The 22,757-nt window shown below is 62.9% G+C and carries 18 protein-coding genes and 1 pseudogene; 8 read left to right on the forward strand and 11 right to left on the reverse strand.

Annotation, left to right across the window (positions count from 1 at the left end; all coding sequences use genetic code 11):
- Positions 1 to 3: 3 nt before the first annotated feature.
- The 11 genes and pseudogenes from ICL81_RS09480 to ICL81_RS09530 form a co-directional block, all read right to left on the reverse strand.
- Positions 4 to 1,401 carry a conjugal transfer protein TrbL gene (locus ICL81_RS09480; protein WP_188034658.1) on the reverse strand — a complete coding sequence of 466 codons (1,398 nt, stop codon included), beginning with the start codon at positions 1,399 to 1,401 and terminating at the stop codon, positions 4 to 6.
- 34 nt (positions 1,402 to 1,435) lie between these two features.
- Entirely contained in the window at positions 1,436 to 1,708 is a 273-nt protein-coding gene (locus ICL81_RS09485; protein WP_223160667.1) for a DUF6112 family protein, read from the reverse strand.
- A 171-nt stretch (positions 1,709 to 1,879) separates the two neighbouring features.
- Positions 1,880 to 2,146 (reverse strand): DUF6112 family protein, encoded by a 267-nt coding sequence (locus ICL81_RS09490; RefSeq protein ID WP_188034659.1) that lies wholly within the window; start codon positions 2,144 to 2,146, stop codon positions 1,880 to 1,882.
- A 23-nt stretch (positions 2,147 to 2,169) separates the two neighbouring features.
- A pseudogene (locus tag ICL81_RS09495) lies at positions 2,170 to 3,336 on the reverse strand (M23 family metallopeptidase); the annotation flags it as partial.
- A 12-nt stretch (positions 3,337 to 3,348) separates the two neighbouring features.
- Positions 3,349 to 4,029, reverse strand: coding sequence for a hypothetical protein (locus ICL81_RS09500; protein ID WP_188034661.1), 681 nt, complete (start codon positions 4,027 to 4,029; stop codon positions 3,349 to 3,351).
- Between the two features lie 30 nt (positions 4,030 to 4,059).
- Positions 4,060 to 5,076 (reverse strand): ParB N-terminal domain-containing protein, encoded by a 1,017-nt coding sequence (locus ICL81_RS09505; protein WP_188034662.1) that lies wholly within the window; start codon positions 5,074 to 5,076, stop codon positions 4,060 to 4,062.
- The gene (locus tag ICL81_RS09510; protein ID WP_188034663.1) at positions 5,073 to 5,927 is read right to left on the reverse strand and encodes a hypothetical protein; all 855 of its coding nucleotides are present in this window, start codon (positions 5,925 to 5,927) and stop codon (positions 5,073 to 5,075) included. The genes ICL81_RS09505 and ICL81_RS09510 overlap by 4 nt, the downstream gene beginning before the upstream one ends.
- Positions 5,928 to 6,023: 96 nt before the next feature.
- Positions 6,024 to 6,395: a hypothetical protein gene (locus ICL81_RS09515; RefSeq protein WP_188034664.1), complete on the reverse strand. Its 372-nt coding sequence runs from the start codon at positions 6,393 to 6,395 to the stop codon at positions 6,024 to 6,026.
- Positions 6,392 to 6,997: a DUF2637 domain-containing protein gene (locus ICL81_RS09520; protein ID WP_188034665.1), complete on the reverse strand. Its 606-nt coding sequence runs from the start codon at positions 6,995 to 6,997 to the stop codon at positions 6,392 to 6,394. Before ICL81_RS09520 ends, ICL81_RS09515 begins: the two co-directional genes overlap by 4 nt.
- On the reverse strand, positions 6,994 to 7,917 hold the full coding sequence (locus ICL81_RS09525; RefSeq protein WP_188034666.1) for a bifunctional DNA primase/polymerase: 924 nt from the start codon (positions 7,915 to 7,917) through the stop codon (positions 6,994 to 6,996). Before ICL81_RS09525 ends, ICL81_RS09520 begins: the two co-directional genes overlap by 4 nt.
- Positions 7,917 to 8,999 carry an ArdC-like ssDNA-binding domain-containing protein gene (locus ICL81_RS09530; protein WP_188034667.1) on the reverse strand — a complete coding sequence of 361 codons (1,083 nt, stop codon included), beginning with the start codon at positions 8,997 to 8,999 and terminating at the stop codon, positions 7,917 to 7,919. Before ICL81_RS09530 ends, ICL81_RS09525 begins: the two co-directional genes overlap by 1 nt.
- A gap of 387 nt (positions 9,000 to 9,386) precedes the next feature.
- On the opposite strand from ICL81_RS09530, the gene ICL81_RS09535 reads away from it, so the two are divergent.
- The 8 genes from ICL81_RS09535 to ICL81_RS09570 all read left to right on the forward strand — a co-directional run bounded on the left by ICL81_RS09535 (position 9,387) and on the right by ICL81_RS09570 (position 22,747).
- Positions 9,387 to 9,818: a hypothetical protein gene (locus ICL81_RS09535; RefSeq protein ID WP_188034668.1), complete on the forward strand. Its 432-nt coding sequence runs from the start codon at positions 9,387 to 9,389 to the stop codon at positions 9,816 to 9,818.
- A 61-nt stretch (positions 9,819 to 9,879) separates the two neighbouring features.
- The gene (locus tag ICL81_RS09540) at positions 9,880 to 10,344 is read left to right on the forward strand and encodes a hypothetical protein (protein WP_188034669.1); all 465 of its coding nucleotides are present in this window, start codon (positions 9,880 to 9,882) and stop codon (positions 10,342 to 10,344) included.
- On the forward strand, positions 10,341 to 11,360 hold the full coding sequence (locus ICL81_RS09545; RefSeq protein ID WP_188034670.1) for a DUF6545 domain-containing protein: 1,020 nt from the start codon (positions 10,341 to 10,343) through the stop codon (positions 11,358 to 11,360). Before ICL81_RS09540 ends, ICL81_RS09545 begins: the two co-directional genes overlap by 4 nt.
- Complete coding sequence (locus tag ICL81_RS09550) at positions 11,357 to 12,493, forward strand: alpha/beta hydrolase (RefSeq protein WP_188034671.1); 1,137 nt, start codon at positions 11,357 to 11,359, stop codon at positions 12,491 to 12,493. Before ICL81_RS09545 ends, ICL81_RS09550 begins: the two co-directional genes overlap by 4 nt.
- A 113-nt stretch (positions 12,494 to 12,606) precedes the next feature.
- A complete protein-coding gene (locus ICL81_RS09555; protein ID WP_188034672.1) occupies positions 12,607 to 12,804 on the forward strand; it encodes a helix-turn-helix domain-containing protein in 198 nt (65 codons plus the stop codon).
- Positions 12,805 to 12,890: 86 nt separating this feature from the next.
- Entirely contained in the window at positions 12,891 to 16,472 is a 3,582-nt protein-coding gene (locus ICL81_RS09560; RefSeq protein WP_188034673.1) for a helicase-related protein, read from the forward strand.
- A 44-nt stretch (positions 16,473 to 16,516) separates the two neighbouring features.
- Complete coding sequence (locus ICL81_RS09565; protein ID WP_188034674.1) at positions 16,517 to 19,312, forward strand: DUF1156 domain-containing protein; 2,796 nt, start codon at positions 16,517 to 16,519, stop codon at positions 19,310 to 19,312.
- 3 nt (positions 19,313 to 19,315) lie between these two features.
- The gene (locus ICL81_RS09570; protein ID WP_188034675.1) at positions 19,316 to 22,747 is read left to right on the forward strand and encodes a DUF499 domain-containing protein; all 3,432 of its coding nucleotides are present in this window, start codon (positions 19,316 to 19,318) and stop codon (positions 22,745 to 22,747) included.
- Positions 22,748 to 22,757 lie beyond the last annotated feature (10 nt).

Consider the following 22,757-nt stretch of genomic DNA (forward strand, 5'->3'; position numbering starts at 1 on the left):
CGGTCACTCCTTGCCGTTTGGCCGGGGCCGCGGGGTGCTGGGAGGTGCGGGGTCTGATCGTGGTGCTGGCGGTTGCGGCACAGAGGGAGCCGCTGTTGCAGTCGGCGTCGCAGACGGGGCAGCCCCGATTTCACCTGCGCCGGTCATCGCTGTTTCGGCGGTGCCGCCGATCGCCTGCCCGAGCTTCGGCCCGGCGGTCGCTGCGCCCTTGACAACTTCGGCTCCGATGATCACGGCTGCTGCAGGCCCGGCCGCCGCGGCAGCTCCAGCACCAGCGCCCGCTCCGGCTCCAGCGCTGGCTCCAGCACTTCCGCTCGCGCCGGTTCCCGCCTTGGCACCGGCGGCTGCCCTGCTGGTACTCGCTCCCGCTGGGGCCGTTGCGCCTCCCGCACCGCTCGATGCGGGAGTTGCGCCGGAACTACCGCCGGAACCGCCATCAAGGACCTTCTTCACGCCGTCGCCTTGCGGCTTCGACGGAACAGGAACGGGCCGGTTGACGGCGTTCTTCGCTTCCTGCTCGCTTCCCATCGCCTGGTAGAGATCGAAACCCAAGAACGAAATGAATCGGTAAACCATGTAGGGCGCGAACGCGGCGATGAACAGCAGCACAATGCCCGAGATCGGTTCGGTCACGGAGGCGAGGTCAGCTTCGATCGGTGTCGAGACCTGAGTGATGGCGACGAGGAACACGACGACCAGCACGAGCTTGGACACGATCAGGGCGACGACGAACGCCACCCATTTGCCGATCCATCCGCGAGTGACATCCCATGCAGCGCCCGCGAAGGCGATCGGCGCAAGCACAATTGCCACGAGCAGCAGAGCTTTGCGAATGAGGAGTGAGAACCAGACAATCGCGACCGCGCAGATCATGAGCCCAGCGAGGAAGATCGTGATGATCGCTCCGACGCCGGGCGCAGCGATATTGATCGTGGTGAGGCCTGCCGTGAGGAGCGCGATCTTATCGCCCATCGTTTCGGTTGTTTCTCCCGCGGCTTGGACGATGCCGATGGAGAGCTGGTCGACGATCTCCAGCGCCGTTGCCGTCAGCGTGATGACGACGAACGAACCAAGCACGGCCTTTGCTGCCCCGAGCGCCGCGCGTGAGAGCGCAGCAGGTTCGCGCCGGATCAGGCCCAGGATGAGTTGGAAGCAGAAAAAGAGCAGCACAATGAAGACACCGATACCGAAGAGCAGGTTGTAGACGTCGAGGTAGCCCTGCGACTGGACGTCGACGAGGGTGGTGCTGTCGAAGACGGTCCACATGGCTTCGATGAGCCATCCGGCGGCTTGCCCCATCGTCGCGGCCAGCCAGTCGAATGGGGCAGACACCAGCGTTGCGGCGCCTTCACCGACCGCGTCGCACACATTGGCGATGACGGGGATATCACAGACACTCATGGCATTGCTCTCGAAGTTGGGGGATTCAAGAAGCTCACACCTGCTGCCCGACGTTCCAGAAGAAGTTGATCAGCGTCACGGAGGCACCGCAGATGATGGCGGCGCCACAAGAGACGAGTACGCCGAGCTTGCCGCGGGAGGCGAGGTGGGGATTGGACGAGTTCGCCCCGAATCCCCACACGATCGCCGACACGATCAGGGCGAGCACGGACAGGATCAGCCCGATCGTCATGACGGCGCCGACGATGACGCGCAACTGTCCGATCCCGGGTAACCCCGAGTCGTTGGGCGTCACGTCGATGTTCATCGGCAGAACTGCGGTGAGGGTCGTGATGAGTTCGAACACGGTGGCTCCTTGGCGTGAGCACCGCCCGCGGCGGTGACGAAACAGGGTCGAGAGCCAGGTGCGCACTCCGTCACACGCAATAAAACGGGCCCTGGCGAGAGTTCCCGCCAGGGCCTGAGGCCAACAGCAGTACTACAGCTGTCCGCCGATGTTGATGAGCCAGTTCACCCACGTGACGCCGCCACCGGCGAGGATCGCTGCTCCGAGCGCGACAAAGGCCCCGGCGCGCGCCTTCGCGGCGACTCCCGGGTTGCCCGTCGACGTGGCGATCGCCCAGGTGATCGCGCTGATGATGATCATGAGTACTGCGACGATCAGGATGATGGTGAGCATCGCGCCGATCACGGCTCTGAGATCACCGATGCCGCTGAGGCTGCCGAAGTCAGGAAACACGTTCATCAGAGGCCGCCTCCGAGAGCGGAACATCCGGCTCCTGCCGTAGCTTCGGGAAGATCTGCGGCGTTGTGATCATTGAGCCACTTCGCGGCATCCACTGCTTCGCCGTTCGTTCCACCTGGTCGAACCTCGAAGTGCAAATGAGGGCCCGTTGAGCGCCCGGATGACCCCACATCGCCGATGTGTTGTCCCGCGATGACGCGCTCGCCGACGGTGACGTGGATGCCGTGCTGCCACATGTGCGCATAGGCGGTCGCGACCGTCACGCCGCCGAGGCGGTGCTCGATCACGATGAGGCCGCCGTAGCCTCCAGAGAACTCGGCAACCGTTACGACCCCGTCGGCCGCGGCGAGGATCGGTGTCCCATCCGGCGCTGCGAAGTCCGTGCCGCTGTGGAAGGCACTCTCGCCGGTGAGGGGATCGGTACGCGGGCCGAAATCACTGGTGTGTACCCAGGTCCCCTCCGGCAAGGGGAACACGACGCGCGAGGCCTCCGCCACGTCGACGACAGGCGACGAAGGGGCCGTTGGCGTCGTCGTCGCTGCCGATGTGCCACGCGTGAGTGTCGTGAGGATCGTCTCGGCGACGGGCTCGTAGTTGTTGTACCGGTCGGGGTACGCAGACACTTCGACGGCTTGCGCGACTTCGCCCTTGCCCATGCTCTGCCAGCCGGGGATGTCCAGAAGACCACGGGGCGAGGGGTAGTTGGGGCCGGTCGGGCCGCCGAAAAATGCTTTGGCTTGATACTCGGGATCCATCAGCTCCGCGACCGAGCCCCAGCCCGATTGCGGTCGCATCTGGAACAGGCCGAGTGAGTCGTGATCGGAGCCATTCCCATCGTTCGGATAGCTGCCGGACTCGGGGTAGGCGCCGGTGTTCGCAAGCTGTCGAAGCGTCGACTCAGTCAGCGCCGCCATCAGTGCAATCTGGATGGCATCCCTCGTGACACCGTCGATGCTCGATCCGACGGTGATGATCGTCGCAGCGTGCGTGAGCTGCTGCTTGTCCAGGGAGAACGTCTCGCCATTTGCGGTCGTGACCACGAGAGAGTCCGGCACGTTACCGACGGTGAGTCCCGACGAGGCAAGACATGAGATGACAGCAGGATTCGCCACCAGTCCGACGGTGACGAGCCCGAGGGTCGGTGCGAGCAACATCAAGGCGACCACTGCGATCGCGAGCTTCTTCATCATGAGCCAGTCGTCCTAACGCAGCGGAGTGTTCAATTGCGAGAGCCGTAGGACATAGCAAGGGTCGTCGGCCGGGCACGCCATGAAGATCGTGAACGCGACCGGTTGCTCCGCGCTGACCGGGTCGCCATTCCACACGCCGGATCGATGGCGGATGCCCTCGATCGTGTAAGCGGCGGCGCCGTCGGGCAGCTGCCCTGGGCGAGCCTGCGCGACCGCGTCAGCCCAGGCATCCGGCACGAACACTGAGGTGATCTCCAAACGCTGCGTCGTCGCGTACGGTCGCAGCTGCGCCCACGCGCTCTGCGTGGGCAGGTAGGTGGCGATGTCGGCGGCGAGTCCCGACTGTTCGAAGCCGGTCGGGTCGGCGACGTCGAGGATGACTGCGGTGTAGTCGAGAGGCAGGAACCCACTGCCGGTGTCCCAGGTGAACAGTGCGGCGGCGACGCTGCGCGCGAACGCCTCGGCGTCGGTGGTCTGTGGGATCGACGGGATCCGAGGTGGTGAGGTCGGCTCACGAGAAGGTTCTGCGCTCGGAGCAGCACTCGACAATGGAGGATCAGTTGACTCGGTGGGTTGCTCGGATCCGATGACGAGTCCGTAGATGCCGATGCCAGCGACAAGGATCGCCAGCGACAGCGTCGCGATGAGGGCGATCAGAGTGCGGCGTGCGCGGGGAGCGGTAGGAAGCTTCATGCGGAACAGGTGCGCCGCAGCAGTCACAGCTCAGAGGGCGCGAAGGTTCCCTGCCTGAGTCGCCGACTCGGCGTCCGCCCGATCAACGTCCCGCGCGGCACGGAGTTGCTCAGCGACCTGAACGGTGGCTTCAACAACGTGCAGGAACATCTCGATCTCGGCGTCACTCAGTTGACGAGCCAGTTGATCGACGTCGAAGTGCCGCCACCAGCCGTCGAGTTCCGTCCACGTGACGACGAATGCGCGAATCGGCCACGGCTCGTCACCGTCGACGCGCGAGGTCAGCGCGCTTGGCGAAGGTCGCCGTTTGGGCTTTGGAGCGGTTTTGATACGCGCAAGTGCTTTCTCAGCCAGTTTCGCCACATCCACAACGTCACCATCGGATTGGGCTGCGGTCACGAGCTGCCGAGCACGCTGGAAGCTCGGGTGTACGGGAGCGCCTGAGCCGATGAGTTCCAGCTCGGCCGCGATGCCTTCTCGCACGGAGTCGGGCTGACTTTCGTCGTCCGCCATCTGCTGCAGGTAGTTGATCTTCTCCAGCGTCGTGTGAGAGGCGCCCTCCGGGATCATGGCGGCGGCCTGCTCGCGCGCGTCTCCGACAGAGTCTGACGGTGCCGCAAATTTTGCGGCACCGTCATTTCCCGGCTGATTCTCGGTGCTGAATCGTGATGCTTCTTGGCGACGGGCGGCATCCTCAGCCATCAATGTCTTGATCTCCCGGTACAACGCTGCATTCTCCAGCTGGGTGAGCGACTTGTGCAGCGCGTTGTCATCCTGCTCAGCAAGGAGGTGCGCGAGTTCTCCCGAGATCCCTGAGCGCACCCAGACTTTGACGTGCATCCATCCCAGTTGCTTGATCGCGGCCAGCCGACGGGCCCCGCACACGAGATTGCCCTCCGGCGTCACAGTGATTGGTTGCAGCAATCCATCCCGTTCGATCGACGCGGCGAGGAGAGCGAGTTCCCCGAGATCCTTGCGGTGACGATGGCCAACGTGGATTGAGTCGACAGCTCGTTCCAGCTCGATGTGCCCGTCGTGGGTGCTCATCGTCCGCTCCCATGACTGGGTGCGCACGTCACGATGATCGACACGAGACCGTCATCGAGCAGCAGATCGGGAAGAGTTTCGCCGACAAGGATGCGAAGGAGGATGCCGCGGCCGGTGCTCGCCGCACGATACGCGGGGTTGGGGTGTCCGAGCAGTGCGTGCAGCAGGGCCGACCATGCATCGCCGGGAAGATCGAGGAGCGCGCGAGCATGCTTGTCGCGCCGCAGCACTTCGTAGGCGCTCTGCCGAGACCCTGCCCGAGCGATCGCGCCACACACGTGCTCGATCGCGGCGCGGGTCGTGCTTTCCGGCCAGCCCAACGTCGCGAACAACGCGATTGAGACCTCGATCGCCTGTCTGGCGGTGCCTACCTCGTCATTCTTGTCGACGTCGTCAACCTCAGTTTCGAGGTAGTTGTCGACCACATGGAACGCGGGATGGTAATCGGCCAGTGGATTCTCGCGGTCGGCGAATCGTTCTGGGTCATGGAATGCGGAGACGTGCGGGCGTCGAGCTTGGTGCGTGGCGCACAGCAGCCCCTGCCCACGTTCTTCAGCGATGCAGGTGATCTGGACGCCGCGAGTGACGACGGCCCAGGGGTCGTCAGCCTCGCGCGCGGAACGAGTTCGCATTACGTCGAAGGCGGCCGATGCAGCCTCCCACGGGTCGAGCCCGTGTTTGCGAGCGAGCGCCCCATACTTCTCGGCAGCAAACGCGGCGAGTTCAGCGGCTACGCGGTCGTGCTTCCATGCATGGGCACCCGACTGGTGTAACCGGTGCAGCAGGGCGCGCAATCCTTCGCTCGTGGTGAAGTCCTCGCGAGGGTGCGAGGGCGAATATTGAGTGGTCATGACAAGAGCACCTCCTGCTACGCAGGTGCGCACCCGCTCCCCATTGGGGAGGTTGGATGCTGATGAGGTGCCCATGACGATGTCCGCTCTTCACGATCAGGCGGTGCCGATCGGGCTGCGGCCCGCATCCGGTCGCGTGGCGCCGCGCCCAAACGCTGACAGGGGAGGGAGATGACGTGCACGCTCGGCGAGGCGCCGGGTGCTCTCCTGTGCCGCTGCGCGCGTGCGCCGATGCAGCTCGGACTGGAAGTTGATCCCCGCACCGGCCACTCGTGCGCTGCTGCGAGCCATCAGGTCGGTCGGGCGTACCCATTCGACACCGCGCCCTCTGTATGTCGCAGGATCACCCATCGAGCCTCTGCGCTGATTGCGGAGCCTCGTCAACTCGACCGCTTCGTGCCTCGTCGTGACGTCGATGGTTTGCGCATCGATGGGGTGGTTACTGACGTCGGCCGTTTTCTCGTTCATGTTGTGTCCTCAGTTTCGTCGGGTGCAGAACGCGCCCGTTCATGTGCGGTAGGTGCGCTCGCGAACCAGCGCCCGACGGTCGAAGGATGCACGTTCAGCTCGCTAGCTATGCGCTTGTTTGACCACCCTTCTTCATGCAAGACGGCCGCTTGTTCCTGGGGCGAGAGGGGCGCGTCATCGGCGTGCTCCTCGGTGGCCTCGGGCGTACGCATGAGCAGCACCGTCAAGTGTGTGATTGCCAACAGCACCACCGGCGGAACGGCAGCGACAGCCGCGGCAAGCACGCTTGGAACGTCGGCATCTGCGGCGACCACCGCATGGATTGAGTTTGCGGTCACCGAGACGGCTGCGGCTCCCGCAAGCAGAGTCCATGGATACCAGGCGGAGCGTGACCCGGCGAGGGCAACGACAGCAACGGTCGAGACAACGATGACGCCGTCGACGATGAGCGGCCATGCCCATGCCTGCCCGGCACCGATGCCCGAGCGGGCAGCGAGATCCGCCAGGGAGGTAAACGACAGCCAGAACGCGCCAGCAGCGATGAAGACCGTGCCCGCGACGGCCGTGATGATCGCCGATCGGCGCGCCCGAATGCTCCTCATGCCAAGGCCCGAGAATCTGGGACCGGTCGCGGTCGGTGGGGTCGGGTCATCGGTTCGCTCGCGGGTAATCGTTGAGATGACCGGCCCTGCACGGCTCGATAGGCGGAGCGGACGGTCGTCGTCACTTCGCGCTCGCTGAGCCCAGCAGACGCACCCGCGGCCGTCAGAGCGTCGAGCGCCGCGCCTGTGGGGATATCTTTCTCCGCCATTTTGCAGGCTGCCCAGAAGACGCCGTGATTCCGCTCGCCTTCTTGGAGACGGGATACCCAACATGCCAATCGCGTGAGATCAGCGGGCGCCATCTCAGAGACTGCATCGCCCGGGCCCGCGGCTCGCCGCGGAGGATCCAAGAAATCTCGAAGGCGCTGTGCGTCGAGCGGATGACCCGTTCTGTGAGCGAGTTGCAAAGTCGTGTAGCGGCGCGTTTCACCCTCGATGGCTCGTGCCGAGGGCGGCACAATGATGTAGCCGCCGTCGCCGCGGAAGTCGATTCCCGCTCGCGCCGACTGCCAAGACCTCTGGTCCGTATCGCCGCTCGCAGGGAAGTACAGGTGCAGGCCACCCGAGGGCGTTTCCACCGCTGCGACCCAGCCATCCACCAGCCCTTCGCGTCGCGCACGCTCCAGCGCCGAGTATCCGTCGACAGCGCCGTGCACGTCGACATCGACGACAACGAGGCCCGAGGCTGCGCCCGTCGGCATCCCAATGTTCCCGTTGGGCATCGCAGTCCACCAACGCCACACCAGGTCGGCTTCGGCGCTCGCTGCGTGAAATCCTCCCGCGACAGCGGGGCGCTTCCCGCCAGCGGCACATGGGAAGACCGGGATGCCTCTCGCTACCAACGCGAGTGCGCTTCGACCGAGTGCTTTCTCGTGGCCCGTTCGGTCGAGGACCTGAACGAACGAGTCTGCCGCGCTCATCACAGACCTCGCGATTCGGGCGCTGCAACGTGCCCTGGGCTGGCCGCGCTCGTTGGTGCGACGTTCGCGCGCCCGGCGGGGGCGGAGTTCGTGCGCCCGGCGGTGCGATCGAGCCCAGGGGGCGTGCCGTCGCCGATCATCTGCGTGTCCAGCTGGTCGAGGATTTTCATGGCGGTGGCGCGCACTCGTTCTCCGGTCGCACGCACGATCTCCGCGGGTTCCTGGCCGTCGACGTTTGCAGCCCACGAAGTGACATAGGGGATGGTGTAGTCGCCGGTGTCCATCCCGTGTGCAGCGCCAATCATGAGCGCGACGGACTCGGCCTCCACCTCGCCGACTCCCCGGTGTTGCCGCGCGGCATCTTGATCAGGACCGTGCATCAGCACATGGGCGAGTTCGTGCGCAAGCGTCTTCACGCGCGCCGCCGGATCCATGTTCTCGCGGACCTTGACCGTCTTCTCCATGTAGTCCGTGACACCGTTCGCCCCGTGGATCAGGCCCTCGCGCTCCACGTTGAGGAGCTGAAAACCTGCCGCCTCAATTCGCTCGGCCAACCCCGCCCAAAGGCCCTCCGGCGCTTCCCCCTTCAGTAACGTCGGCGCAGGTGGAGTCGGCAGGGTATCGCCGGAGGTCTGCGCCGCGTCCCACACGTAGGCGGGGCGAACGCCGATCATCTTCGAGCGGACTTCCTCGCTCGGTCGAGGCTTCTCGAATCGGTTGAGCCGCCGCCACGATGCTGGATCCGCAGGCGTCGGCGACGCGAACCGACCGGTCACCGGAGCGAGAATCTGATATCCAGGCTGCCCCCTCTCGACCTGACGGCCCAACTGCTGCCATTGCTTGTACCCGGCCACATATGACGGCATCGGCTCGGACACGAGTCCCGCTTCGAAAGCGGTGGTGTGCTGCATCCAGATGAGCAGTGTGTTGTTGAACGAGCGGCTGCGGAACCTGGCTGCGAACCGGAGCGCAGCTGCCCAGTCTTCGCCGGAAACTAGCTTTTCCACCGCTTCGGTAAGTTTCTCGTGCAGCTCGTCGAGCTTCGCTTCGCGGGTGGCACGGCGTTCCTCTGTCGACACCATCGGGTGCCCTCCTCTCCGGCGCGCCACGTCGCAGGAGTGCGTGGCGATACACCGGTGAGGTGGGCGAGCGACTCCACGAACTCTGCGGATGCCCCTGCGGGTTCCAACCGCACGACGTAGCGACTCGTTTCGGCGCGAGTGCGGTCGACAATGCGTGGGCAGCCAGAATCTGGGCATGGTTCACCTCCCTAAGAGTGATCGAAGGGTCCAGAGACTCCCGGGCGTTGAGCATGCTCAAAACATGCGGGGCTTCGTTTCTAACATCGACCGTTGAACATGCGCAACCCTTGATTTGTTCATGCTCAACGGCTATATTGAGCATGCGTAACGTGCCGGGATTACCCTGCCGAGGATGCTTCTCACCGCGAGCGAAGGAGGTCAGCGCGCATGACCGACGATGAGAGCACCGCTGCGGCCGCGGATCTTGCGAAGCGCCTGCGGCTGTTGCTCGATGTTGCAATCGCCGAGACCGGCTCCGAGCCGACCTACTCGCAGATTGCGGCGTTTCTCCGGGATCGCGGCACCAACCTGTCACGGTCGCGCTGGACGTACATGGTCAATGGGCACCGGTACGTTCAAGACCCCGCCGTCTTTGCCGGGCTTGCATCGTTCTTCGACGTCGACACCGACTTCTTGATCGGCGCGAACGACGCTGTAGTTCCCGAGAAGGTGAGCGCACAGCTCGATCTCGTGCGCTCGATGCGTGCGGCGAAGGTGAAGTCGTATGCGGCACGCACTCTTGGAGACATTTCACCGAAGGCGCTCCAAGCCATAAGCAAGTTCCTGGACGAGGAAATGACACACACAGATAAGCAATAACGGCGTCGCTCACGTAGCCGAGTCGATGCCGCGAAGTGCCCTCGAAGGAGGTGAGCGCAACGTGAATATCGAACAGGTCGTCTCCACGGCCGTCTCGGATCTTGCCCTCGGCAGTGCCTTCACCTTCGACGATCTCTACGGTGTGGTGCAGCAACGTAGGGGACGCCGCCTGCGTATCGTCGAGCTTGCCGAGATCGGCGATCATGACGGACTCTGCGCGGTCTGGCTCACGACCGACGAAGACGACATCATCATCCATGCGCGCACGGACTCCGCCCTACATCGCCAGCAGTTTGTTCTACATGAGCTGTCACACATGATCTTGGGTCACTGCGACGGCGACGAGTGCACAGAGGCGGACGTGCTCCTGCCTGACATCCCTCCGCACACTCGTGCCCGCCTGCTCAGGCGGCAGGATCTTGATTCCGACACCGAGATTGCTGCGGAGTCTCTGGCGGACCGGCTCGCGGCAGGGATCCGAGGGTCCGCTTTCGCGGAGTCTCGCTACTTCGAGGTCTTCGGATGATCCAGACGCTCGTTGCGGTCCTCATGTGGGTTCTCGTAGCGAGCCTGCTGATCCTGCGACGCGGGCGCCCTGATCGCAGTATTTCCTACGCATCCCTGACGATCGCGATCGCAATGACGCTTAACGTCGATGCGATCTACCTGTCCGTTGATCCGGTCTTCGGTGGAACAAACATTACGACTCTGCTTTCCGACGCGCTCTTGATGATTGGGCTCTTCTTCCTGGGGCGCGCAGCGATGAAGGCTGGTGAGTATCGTCCCCGACTGGTGCGAGCCGCCGTCGGGCGCCCCGCGCTGATCCTCGCCCTGGTCGCGACGACGGTGTTGTTCTTCTTCATTGACCGAGGCGAGTCGACCGCGAGATTCATGCTTGACCTCGGCGACCAACCGGTAACGGCCGCATACTCAATGATCGGCTTCACCTACTGCGGCATCGTCCTGGCGGCCATGCTCGCGTTGGCGGCACGTCAACTTCGCGTCGGCACCGGGATCCAGCGCATCCCCGCATTCCTCCTGCTCCTTGGCTCGGCGTGCGGCGTGGGTTTGGCCGTCGTGGTCCTCGTAATGGATGTCGCACACGTCGCGGGTCACCTGGAACTGATGCGCACGTTCGGCGATGCATACGGGCCACTCTCGCTGCTCACTTTCGTGTTCTTGTGCGCCGGGTTCGCGGGCCAACCAGTTGTCAGATCGTTGCGTGATCGCTCTCGACGCGCACAGATAGCGCAGATTGTGGAGGAGCTGGAGCCGCTCTGGCAGCGAGCCACGAGCGTTCGACCCGGGCTCAGCGGAACCCACGCTCTCGGCGCCAGCCTCGACAACCCCGAAGGTCGATTGCACCGCGAAGTGGTTGAGATTCGTGACGCCATGATCGATCCGCGCGTGACATTCGAAGTGACTTCTGCCGAAGAAGCTCTCCTGGAACGGGCCGAGGGGCAGCTCCTTGGGCTCGACACGTGCGTAGCGCGCACCGGTTGGCGCGCGGATCGCGGCGACAGCAGCAGGGAGCACGCATGAAGCGGCAGCTCGCGATCGGCGGTGCTATGTTCGGTGCTGCTGGTGCAGCCCTGGGATGGACGATCGCGCGGAAGCTGACGGCACCAGTCGGGCCACGCCGTTTCAACCTGACCTTGCGCGGGGTTGAGGTCAATGGTGATCGCCAACTTCTTCTGCTCGACCGCACTTGCGATACCGAAGCGCCCGGCACCTACAATCTCTGGTTTGAGCACGGCGGATGGGCGCAACTCGGCAGCGAGGTTGAGGATCGCGGCCAGAACCAAGTCGCCCGCGTCGTCGTGGGAGTGTCACCAGGGCTCACGCCGCGAGAAGGCGATCGAGTCTCGTGGAGCGGCATCTACTTCGCGACGCCCGCCGATGCCGGGCTCGATGCCAGCGACATCGTCATCAGTACCGCCGTCGGCCACGCGCACGCCTGGCGGATCAAGAGCAACATGTCGACTTGGGCGATTCACATCCATGGTCTGGGCAGCCCCCGAGCGGGCACGCTCCGCGGTGTGCAGGTCGCGACGGAACTTGGGCTCAATTCGCTCGTGACGAGTTACCGTAACGATGGTGAAGGGCCCGCTGTGGGGTCCGTCCGATCCGCGCTCGGCATAACCGAAACCGAAGATGTCGAGGCTGCCATCAGCTACGCGGTTCGGAGGGGGGCCGAACGGATCATCCTATTCGGCTGGTCCATGGGCGCCGCGATCGCGGTTCGACTTGCGCAGCGGTCAGACTACGCGCCGCTGATTGCAGGGCTCGTGCTGGATTCGCCGGTGCTCAACTGGCCTGAGGTCATCAAAGCCAACTGTCAGCGCGCCGGACTCCCGCGCAGTGCCGGGCTGCTTGCCGTTCCGTGGCTCGCAATCGGTCCGCTCGCCCGCCTGATGGGGCTCCCTGCCCGTGTCTCACTCCAAGAGTTCGATTGGGTGACACACGCCGAAGAACTTTCCGTGCCGACGCTGATTCTGCACGGGGCCAGTGATGATTCAGTTCCCATAAAGACTTCGTTGGCGCTCGCGAAGAAGCGTCCAGACCTCGTGCAATTGGAGTGCTTCGATGCAGGTCACACGTTGTCATGGAACTCTGACGCAGCGCGTTGGAGAGCGACCGTCTCAACTTGGCTCTCCGACGGTCTTGCCAGTTGAAACACTGTCTTGGCATCGCACACTGGATTACACCCGGGAAAACCCTACTCAGCTCGGTAGTACTTAGATAGCATCGGAGTGACTGCCTATTCGGGCTGAGAGGGAGGACCAACTTGACCGAGCCGTGGCTTTCTGCCGACGACATCGCCTCCCATCTTGGTGTCACTAAGGACACCGTCTACGCCTGGATCGCCGAGAAGCACATGCCCGCCCACAAGATTGGTCGCCTTTGGAAGTTCCAAGCGAGCGAGGTCGACGACTGGGTCCGCCGAGGCGGTGCAGCCGCACCAGAGGAGTCCAACCCGTCCTGACTACCCGCCCGGCACGCCGCTACGGGCATCAATGTCGGCGGTCCCTTGTACCCTGATCCACTGCCCAAAACAGGAAGGAGAAGCCCGTGAACGACACACCGTCCCTGCTCGCAACGCTGCGACCGGGCCAGCGCCTTCGTGGGCTCGTGGCAGGCGAGGCCGTGGCCCTCATCGCCATTGACTCGATCGACGCAGGGGTCTACGAAGTCTTCTACCGTGACGACGCGGGCAAGAGCGGCGCGCGCACCATCACCGACGCCGATGCGGAGCGATTCGAACTCGCGAGTGACACCGATTCAGCGCCACCTTTCGACGCAGACCCGGATGAGTTCCGTCTCGCGGCCGAGGCACTCCGCATCAAGTACGCGGCCCTCTACGACCCCATGGCTGCGGTCAACAGCTCGGACGTCGACCCACTGCCGCATCAAATCCGGGCAGTGTATGAGGAACTGCTGCCACGCATCCCGCTGCGATTCCTGCTCGCGGACGACCCCGGTGCAGGTAAGACGATCATGGCCGGTCTCTACCTCAAGGAACTCATCCTCCGGTCAGACTGCGATCGTGCGATCGTCATCGCGCCAGGTGGGCTTGTCGAGCAGTGGCGCGAAGAACTCTCGCAGAAGTTCGACCTGCGCTTCGAGGTGTTCAACAGGCAGATGGTGGACGATGCCGAAGGCCGAAACGTCTTTGAACTGCACAACTACCTCATCGTTCGAATGGATCAGCTGTCTCGAAGCGAAGACCTGCTGGAACAGCTCTCTGACGTTACGTGGGATGTCGCAATCGTCGACGAGGCACACCGGATGTCCGCTCACTACTGGGCGGGCGAGGTCACCGAGACGAAGCGCTTCAGGCTCGGGCGACTCCTGTCAGAGACCGCACACAACTTCCTGCTCATGACTGCGACGCCGCACGCGGGCAAGGAAGACGACTTCCAGTTGTTCATGTCGTTGCTTGACCGAGACCGCTTCGAAGGCCAGTTCCGTCAGGGTGTTCACCGCACCGACACCAACGGGCTGATGCGCCGCATGGTGAAGGAGGACCTCCTCACCTTCGAAGGCAAGCCGCTCTTCCCCGAGCGCCGCGCGTACACGGTCGAGTACGAGCTGAGTCCTGCCGAGCGCGATCTCTACGAGGACGTCACGACCTACGTCCGCACTGAAATGGGGCGTGCGGAACGGATCGCAGCCGACGGAGACAAAAAGCGCGGCAACAACGTGGGCTTCGCACTCACCATGCTCCAACGACGACTCGCGTCCAGCCCCGAAGCGATTCTGCGCTCACTGCAGCGACGCCAGCAACGGCTGGATGACAAGCTGCGCGAAATGCAGCGCGCCACCGACACCGCGCGCAACAGCACGAACATCTCAGCACACATCGACCAGCGGACCTCCGGGCGCATGGAACTAGACTTCTCCGAAGCGGCACTCCCGAGTCTTTCGATCGATGACTTCGAGGACTTGGACGAAGAGACCACCGAAGACGAGCGCGCACGGTTCGAGGAGCAAATCGACACAGTGGTCGACCTCGCGACCGCTGCGCAGACGATTCCTGAGCTTCGTGCCGAGATCCAGACTCTCGAAGGCTTGATCCGTTCGGCGCTTCGTGTGCGTCTGCAGGATGTCGACAAGAAGTGGGTGGAGCTTCGCACGATCCTCGACGAGCAGCTCCTCACGAATGCCGCCTCTGGTGAGGCTCGGAAGATCATCATCTTCACCGAACACCGAGACACGCTCGACTATCTCCAGACGAAGATCTCGGCGCTTCTTGGTCGCGCGAACTCCGTCATCACGATCCACGGTGGAACGCGGCGCGAAGACCGCAAAACCGCACGCGAGCAGTTCACACACGACCCTGACACGGTCGTCATGCTCGCCACGGATGCTGCTGGCGAAGGTCTCAATCTACAGCGCGCACACCTCATGGTGAACTACGATTTGCCCTGGAACCCGAACCGCATCGAACAGCGATTCGGCCGTATCCACCGCATCGGCCAGCGCGAGGTCTGCCACCTGTGGAACATGGTCGCGAAGGACACCCGTGAAGGCGACGTGTTCATCCGGCTGCTTGCGAAGATCGGCCAAATGTCCATCGCCTACAACGGCAACCTGTTCAACGTGCTCGGCGACGCCGACGCGTTCCAGGAGCGTTCACTGCGCGATCTCTTGATCGAGGCAATTCGCTACGGCGACCAGCCCGAAACGAAGGCGAAGCTCGACCAGATCATCGATGATGGTGTCGCCCACGGGCTCGACGACATGCTCGAAGAGCGTGCCCTTCACCCGGAGATGTTCAGCGCGCTGAATCTGGAAGAGGTTCGAGCGCGGATGGAGAAGGCTCGCGAGCGTCGACTCCAGCCCGGTTACATCGCAGCGTTCTTCTTGCCCGCTTTCGAGCGGCTCGGTGGACGCGTGCGCCGCCGCGAGCGCGGCAGGTACGAGATCGCGCGTGTTCCGAGACGGGTTGTGGATGCCGCGCGCCGCGCGAACCGGTGGGCACCGGTCGCTGACCAGTACGAGCGGATCACCTTCGAACTCGACAAGAAGCACGCCGACGGTCAGATCGAGGCCGCATTGATCGCCCCCGGACACGCACTGCTGCAAGCGGTGATCGACGTCACGATTGAGGATCTTGGGGAAGCGCTCAAGCGCGGCACCATTCTCGTCGACCGACGTGACAAGCAGATGGCCGAGCCTGCGCTGATGTACACGGTGGAGCAGAAGATTCAAACCGCCGCAGCGGATCCCGCTACCATCTCGCATCACTTCGACTACCCGCAATTCACCAGCGACGGCACCGTGACCGTCTCCCAAACGCCACCGTACCTCGACTACGACCGCCCGCGCCAGGACGAGGGGAGCCAGATCGATGCAATTGTTGCGAGCGACTGGGCGAAGAAGAACCATGAGAAGCTGATCCGCGCCCAGGCGTTCCGCTACGGCCTCCAACCTCGCATCGACGAAGTCAAAGCGCGGCTGGACATCGAGGCCGTCCGCACTCGCGCTCAGGTCCGGGAGCGACTGCTCGCAGAAATCAACCACTGGGACCGCGAACACAACCGACTCGATGCGCTCGAACGCAATGGAACCACTGGTCGCGTTCGTGCGGAGACTGCTCTCGCCCGCTCTCGGCAGCTCGAAGATCGCCTGGATCGTCGTATGAAGGAACTCGACTCTGCTGCGGAGGTCGCCGCCGCGCCAGCGATCATTCGCGGTATGGCTCTTGTCGTGCCAAGCTGCAACGTCGCCCCCTCGGGAGCCGAGCCGCGGACGTTCGCTCGAAACGTGGAAGAAGTGGAGCGACGGGCCGTCGAGCTGACCTTGGCCGCGGAGCGTGCACTGGGTCGCTCGCCGGAAGAGATGGCGCGGAACAACCCGGGCTTCGACATCCGCTCGACGGATGCTGAGGGGCGCGTCTTCTACATTGAGGTAAAGGGCCGCATCGAAGGATCGGACACGTTCACCATCACCACGAACGAGGTGAACTTCGCCCAGACGCAGGGCGAGAGACACCGGCTCTCACTCGTCAGCGTCTCAACGCAGGGGCCCGAGTGCGATCAGGTTCGCTACGTGACCGACGCGTTCACCCACATGGAGCCTTCGAACACTACGCGCTCACTCAACGAAGGGTGGCGCGACTACTGGGACCGCGGAGGAGAGCCGCGGTGACCCAGCCCACCAAAGACGCCAGCACAACGCCTGAAAGACGAGACATGACCGCCCCGCATAAGAAGAAGCTCATCGAAACATCACTGCCGCTGGAGGCGATCAACGCAGCGTCGCAGCACGAAAAGTCCGTGCCAAGAAAAGGCCACCCTGCGACGATGCACCTTTACTGGGCGCGTCGGCCGCTCGTAGCAGCGCGTGCGGTTCTATTCGCCCAGCTTGTCGATGACCCAGCTTCGCGCCCGGAGGAGTTCCCGACAGCTGAAGCGCAGGACGCTGAGCGCGCACGACTGCATGAACTGATGGAAAAGCTCGTCGTCTGGGAGAACAGCAATGACGAACGCCTCATGGAGCAGGCGCGGAACGAGATCCGCAAGTCGAACAATGGTCAGCTCCCTGCGATTGTAGACCCGTTCGCAGGTGGCGGCGCTATTCCTGTTGAGGCGCAGCGACTTGGCCTCGAAGCGCATGCGTCCGATCTGAATCCTCTAGCGGTACTAATCAACAAGGCTCTTATCGAAATCGCGCCGACCTTCTCCGGTAACTCCCCAATCTTTCCCGGCGCGGCTAAGACCCGCACGGGATGGGTACGCGCCGAGGGGCTTGGGGAAGATGTCCGTCGCTACGGAGAGTGGATGCGCGATGAGGCCAAGAAGCGAATCGGCCATCTATATCCCAAGGTGAAGGCTGACGGCGGCACCGAACACACAGTAATTGCATGGGTATGGGCACGCACTGTCAAGAGCCCAAATCCCGCAAACCCAATCGAGGTGCCTCTGGTTCGTTCATGGTGGCTCTGCAAAAAAAAGGGTAAGGAAGCGTGGGTTCACGCTGAAGTCGTTGACGGCCAAGTTCAATACGAAGTTCGTCATGACGCGAATGGGCCGAAAAGTGATGCCGATGGCACCATCAAACACGGGAAGGGTGCCTGGTCAGTCATCGATGGGACCCCATTCACCTATGACTACATTCGCGAGGCAGGTAAGCGAGGAGAAATTGGAGCGCATCTCATCGCGGTCGTCGCAGAAGGGAAACGCGGACGAGTATATGTTTCGCCGACTCCTGCGCACGTTGAAGCGGCAAACGTCGAAAGAGTTGATCCTGGGATCGAAGCGGAGATTCCGAACAATCCACGTTGGTTTTCGCCACCTGCCTACGGGCTGACGAAGTTCTCGGACCTGTTTACTAACCGACAACTTCGAACGCTGACGGTGCTGAGTGATCTAATCTCAGCGGTTCGAGCGAAGACTCTTCAAGACGCACTTGACGCTGGAATGTCCCGGGGTGCACGGCTCGAAGATGGAGGGGCGGGTGCCGAAGCTTACGCGGACGCTATCGCTACGTACTTGTCTTTTGCAATTAGCAAGCTTGCGGACTGGTCATCGTCAATCTGCAGTTGGATCCCTCAGATTGAGGGTGTTCGTGACACATTCGCGCGTCAGGCAATCCCGATGGTATGGGACTATGTCGAGATCAATCCGTTCTCGAATTCCGTTGGCCACTTCTTCACTCATGTCGATTGGGTCGCATCAGGAATTGACGGCTTGCCGAGCAATCTCCAAGTTGGTCAAGCTCGGCAACTGAACGCCGCAGTACGCGACTATTCGGGAATGGTCGTCTCGACGGACCCTCCTTACTATGACAACATCGGATATTCCGACCTGTCGGACTACTTCTATGTGTGGCTAAGGCGTTCACTTGGCTCGGTTCAATCCAAGACACTCGGCACCGTGCTAACGCCGAAATCTGAGGAACTAGTGGCTAACCCATATCGCCACAATGGTAAGGCCGGAGCTGCGAAATTCTTTGTCGACGGCTTCAACGATGTATTCAGAAGGATTCGCGAGTCCGCAAATCACGCGGTGCCACTTACCTTGTACTACGCATACAAGCAACAGGACACTCGCGACACCGGTACGACGTCGACCGGCTGGCATACGCTCCTGGACGGACTTATTGACACAGGCTGGGAGATCACGGCAACGTGGCCCATGCGTAGTGAGCGCGGAGGGCGCATGATCAGCGTTGGGACCAACGCGCTCGCCTCTTCGATTGTGCTTGCTTGCCGTCCACGACCGGTCGATGCCCCGACAACAACCCGACGCGCCTTTGTCGCAACCTTGAAGTCAGAACTGCCTGCCGCTTTGCATACCCTGATGCAAGGCACGGTAGCCCCCGTTGACCTGGCCCAAGCCGCCATCGGCCCCGGCATCGCTGTCTTCTCTCGATACTCACGTGTTCGCGAGGCCGACGGTTCCGACATGAGTGTCAAGGACGCACTGGTGCTCGTCAACGCGACACTCGATGAGGTCATCGGTGATCAGGAGTCAGACTTCGACGGAGATACGCGCTTCGCGATCAAGTGGTACCGCCAGTACGGCTGGGCGCAAGAGAACTCCGGCATTGCCGATCAGCTCGCACGCTCGTCCGACACTTCGATCGGAGCGCTGGAGCGCGGCGGCATCTTTGAGGCCAAGGGTGGCAAGGCCCGCCTGCTTGCACCGTCGGCGTTGGGGGGCATCTGGGACGTCGCCTCAGACGATCGTGTCAGCGTTTGGGAAGCCACCGTTCGACTCGCCGCTGTCATGGCAAAGGACGGCGTCGACAAGGTCGCCGTGTTGATCCCGGCAGTACAGTCGCGTGTGAACCTGGATGCGGTCAAGGAGCTTGGGTTTCTCCTCTTCCACGAGGCGGAGAAGAAGAAGGACTCGAAGGATGCGGGTCTCTTCAACGGGCTTGTCAGCGCCTGGGGCGAATTGAACGAGCAAGCCCGCAAGTTCGAGGCCACTGCGCCACAGCGGGACGCGCAGCTGACTTTTGACTTCGACGACGCGGAGGACTGATCGATGGCAATGAACAACCAGGAGCGACTCTTCAAAGCATTCGGTCTGCTCGCCGAAGGCCTTTACGACACGGTCGACGAAGTCATGACGGCATCCTTCGGCACCGCCGACTGGAACACGGAGTGGTCCCTAGAAGACGCAACCAAGCGCAGTCGCCCGGCGCAGCAGATGGACAAGACCGACGTCCAAGTGCAGCTGCGCGCCATCACCGAGAAGGGTTACGACTTCAAAGAGGTTCTTTCGCGCGCTCAGCAGGGCTACGGGTCGGAGCTGAAAGACTTCCGCAACGACGTCATGCACGGCAAGCCGGTGAGCTCTGACGACACTGCCCGGGCACTCGACACGATGGAACGTCTGCTCCAGGCCGTCGGGGCTGTCGATTCCGCCAAGGACGTTCACGGGCTCCGGCAGGACTTGCAGCGCACCGTGTACGAAGACCAGACTCGTAAGCAGGTCAAGCGCGTTGCGTCGGTCACCGCGTCTGACCAAGGCCAGGGGTTGCGCCCCTGGCGCGAGGTGATTCGTCCCCATGACGATGTCGCGCGCGGCGAGTTCACGGCATCCGAGTTCGCTGCCGATCTCCACTTCGTCCATACTGGCCAGGCCGTCGGCACCGAGTACAGCGACCCGATCGAGTTCTTTACCCGCACCTACCTGACCGAGGGTCTGCGCGACTTACTTTCGCGCGCACTGCGCAGGATGAACGGCTCGACCGATGCCAGCCCGGTCGTGAACCTGCAGACGAACTTCGGTGGCGGCAAGACGCACTCGATGCTCGCGCTGTACCACCTCTTCAGCGGCACGCCCGCCCACCGTTTCCCCGATGAGTTGCAGAAGCTCATCGCATCGACCGGGAGCGAAAATCTTGAGACGCTGCTGGTCAAGCGCGTCGCACTCGTCGGCACCTACTTGAAGGCCGGATCGCCGATTGTCAAGGACGACGGTACGGAAGTCCGAACCCTCTGGGGTGAGTTGGCGTGGCAGCTCGGCGGCCGTGAGGCCTTCGATCAGATCGCCGCCGACGATGCGGCGGGGACAAACCCCGGCGACGCGCTCCGAACTCTCTTCCAGACCTACGGACCCGCGCTGATCCTGATCGACGAATGGGTGGCCTATGCTCGTCAGCTGGTCACCGACAAGGAACTGCCCGCTGGTTCCTTCGAGACACAGTTCACGTTCGCGCAGTCGCTGACCGAGATTGTGAAGTCGGTGCCGGGCATCATGCTGGTGGTTTCGATCCCGGCATCCGATACCGGCTCGGCTGACATCGAGATTGGTGGTGCGAATGGTCAGCTCGCGCTGGAGCGTCTGCAGAACGTGATCCGGCGCGTTGCCGATCAGTGGCGACCGTCGAGTAAGGACGAGTCCTTCGAGATCGTGCGCCGTCGCCTCTTCCAGGCGCCCGATGCGGCGGGTCTGACCGCAGTCGCGACGACTGCGCGCAGCTTCGTCACGATGTACCGCAACAACCTCGACCTCTTCCCGCGCGATGCCACTGTTCCGGGGCTTGAGTATGAGGACCGGATCAAGTCGTCGTACCCGCTGCATCCTGAGCTGCTCGATCGGCTGTATGAGGACTGGTCGACGTTGGAGCGGTTCCAGCGCACGCGTGGCGTGCTCAAGCTGGTGTCGTCGATCGTGCACGAGTTGTGGGTGTCCGAGGATGCGGCACCGCTGATAATGCCCGGGTACGTGCCGCTCGATGCGAGCACGGTCAATACCGACTTGACCCAGTACCTCGAAGATCAGTGGAAGCCGATCATCGACTCTGACATCGACGGAGCGGCGTCGACGGCAGCGGCGATCGACAAGAGTCGACCGACACTGCAAGAGCGTCACGTTACTCAACGCATTGCGCGCACGATTTTCATGGGCGCGGCGCCTCGCAGCAAGTCGAGCCGGAAGGGTCTCGACAAGCAGTACGTGTGGCTTGGTACAGGCACGCCCGGCGACACGCTCGGCAACTTCGGAAGCGCGATTGATCTGCTCGGTCAGAAGTCGACCTACTTCTATGAGGAGCAGGGTCACTACTGGTTCGACACGCAGCCTTCCGTGACGAAGACGGCCAGCGACTACGCGGAACGGCTTCGTGAGGACGTCGAGACTGTCTGGAACGAGATCGTGAAGCGGCTTGACGTAGAACAGCGCACCCGTGGTCAGTTCGATCGTGTGCATGTCGCACCCGAGTCGAGCGCGGACATCCCCGACTTGGAAAACACCCGTCTCGTCATCGTCCACCCGCGCCACTCGCGGCTGAAGAACAGCGGTGACGATGCGGCAGCGCACCAGTGGGTGCGGGCTGCGATTGAGCAGAAGGGTGCGAGTCAGCGAATTCACCGCAACACGCTCGTGTTCCTCGTTGCCGACAAGAATGAACTGGAGCTGCTCGAAGGCGCTACGCGGACCTACCTGGGGTGGAAGCGAGTCCAAGCGACGAGCGACACCCTGAATCTCTCGGCACAGCAGCGCAAGCAGACCGACGACCAGGTGGCGCGGTTCAACCAGACCGTGACTGACCGCATCCGCGACACTTACGGCTGGGCCATGTACCCCGAGCAGTTCGACGCGACCAAGGCGTTCAGTCTCGGTGTGGACAAGGTGCCCGACAAGTCCGGTAACTCGCTCGCCCAGAAGGTGAGCGCGAAGCTCAGCCGGGACGACCTCATGATCACCGAACTCGGCGCGGCGATCCTCGGCGAGACGTTGCAGGACCAGCTCGGTGAGCTGTGGCGCGACAAGGGCGAGGTCACTGTCGGCGAGGTGTGGGGCTACTTCACGCGTTACCCGTACATGCTGCGTCTGGTGAACCGTGACGTGCTCGATCGTGCGATCGCCAATGCGGTCGACACGGTACTGGTCGACAGCGAGCGATTCGCGATTGCCCGTGGCAAGGATGAGTCGACCGGTCGCTACTTGGATCTCGTTCTGCCGCCTAAGTCTGGCGCCTCGATCCAGGTGACGGACGCGACCTTGCTGGTGGAGTCCTCGAAGGCTGAAGCCCAGATCACGGCCGATCGGGAGCAGCAGCGTCAGCGCGAAGTTGCCGCTGCGCAGACCTCGACCGATAGGGACTCCTCGTCGCAGTCATCGTCAGCGTCTCAGAGTGCAGATGGCGTCGGCGGCATCGGACCGGTCGACTTCACCTTCACTGATCATGGCCGAGACGGTAGCGGCAGTTCGGGCACCGAATCTGCGCTCGAAGCCCTGCTGGTTCGCTACTTCGGTTCAGTGACGGTGAGCGCCGACCGCTACTCGCGCGACATCGGAAACGTGACCCGCGAGGTCATCGACCGACTCGCGGGAACTGGCGCGGAGCTGGAGATCACGATCGACATCCAGGCTCGCAAGTCCTCAGGCTTCGACGAGTCCGAGCGTCGAATCATCTCCGAGAATGCTTCGACGCTGAAGTTCAAAGACTCCACCTTCGAGAACTGACCCAAAGGAA

The sequence above is a fragment of the Leucobacter sp. cx-328 genome (genome assembly GCF_014530035.1).
Lineage (GTDB): Bacteria > Actinomycetota > Actinomycetes > Actinomycetales > Microbacteriaceae > Leucobacter.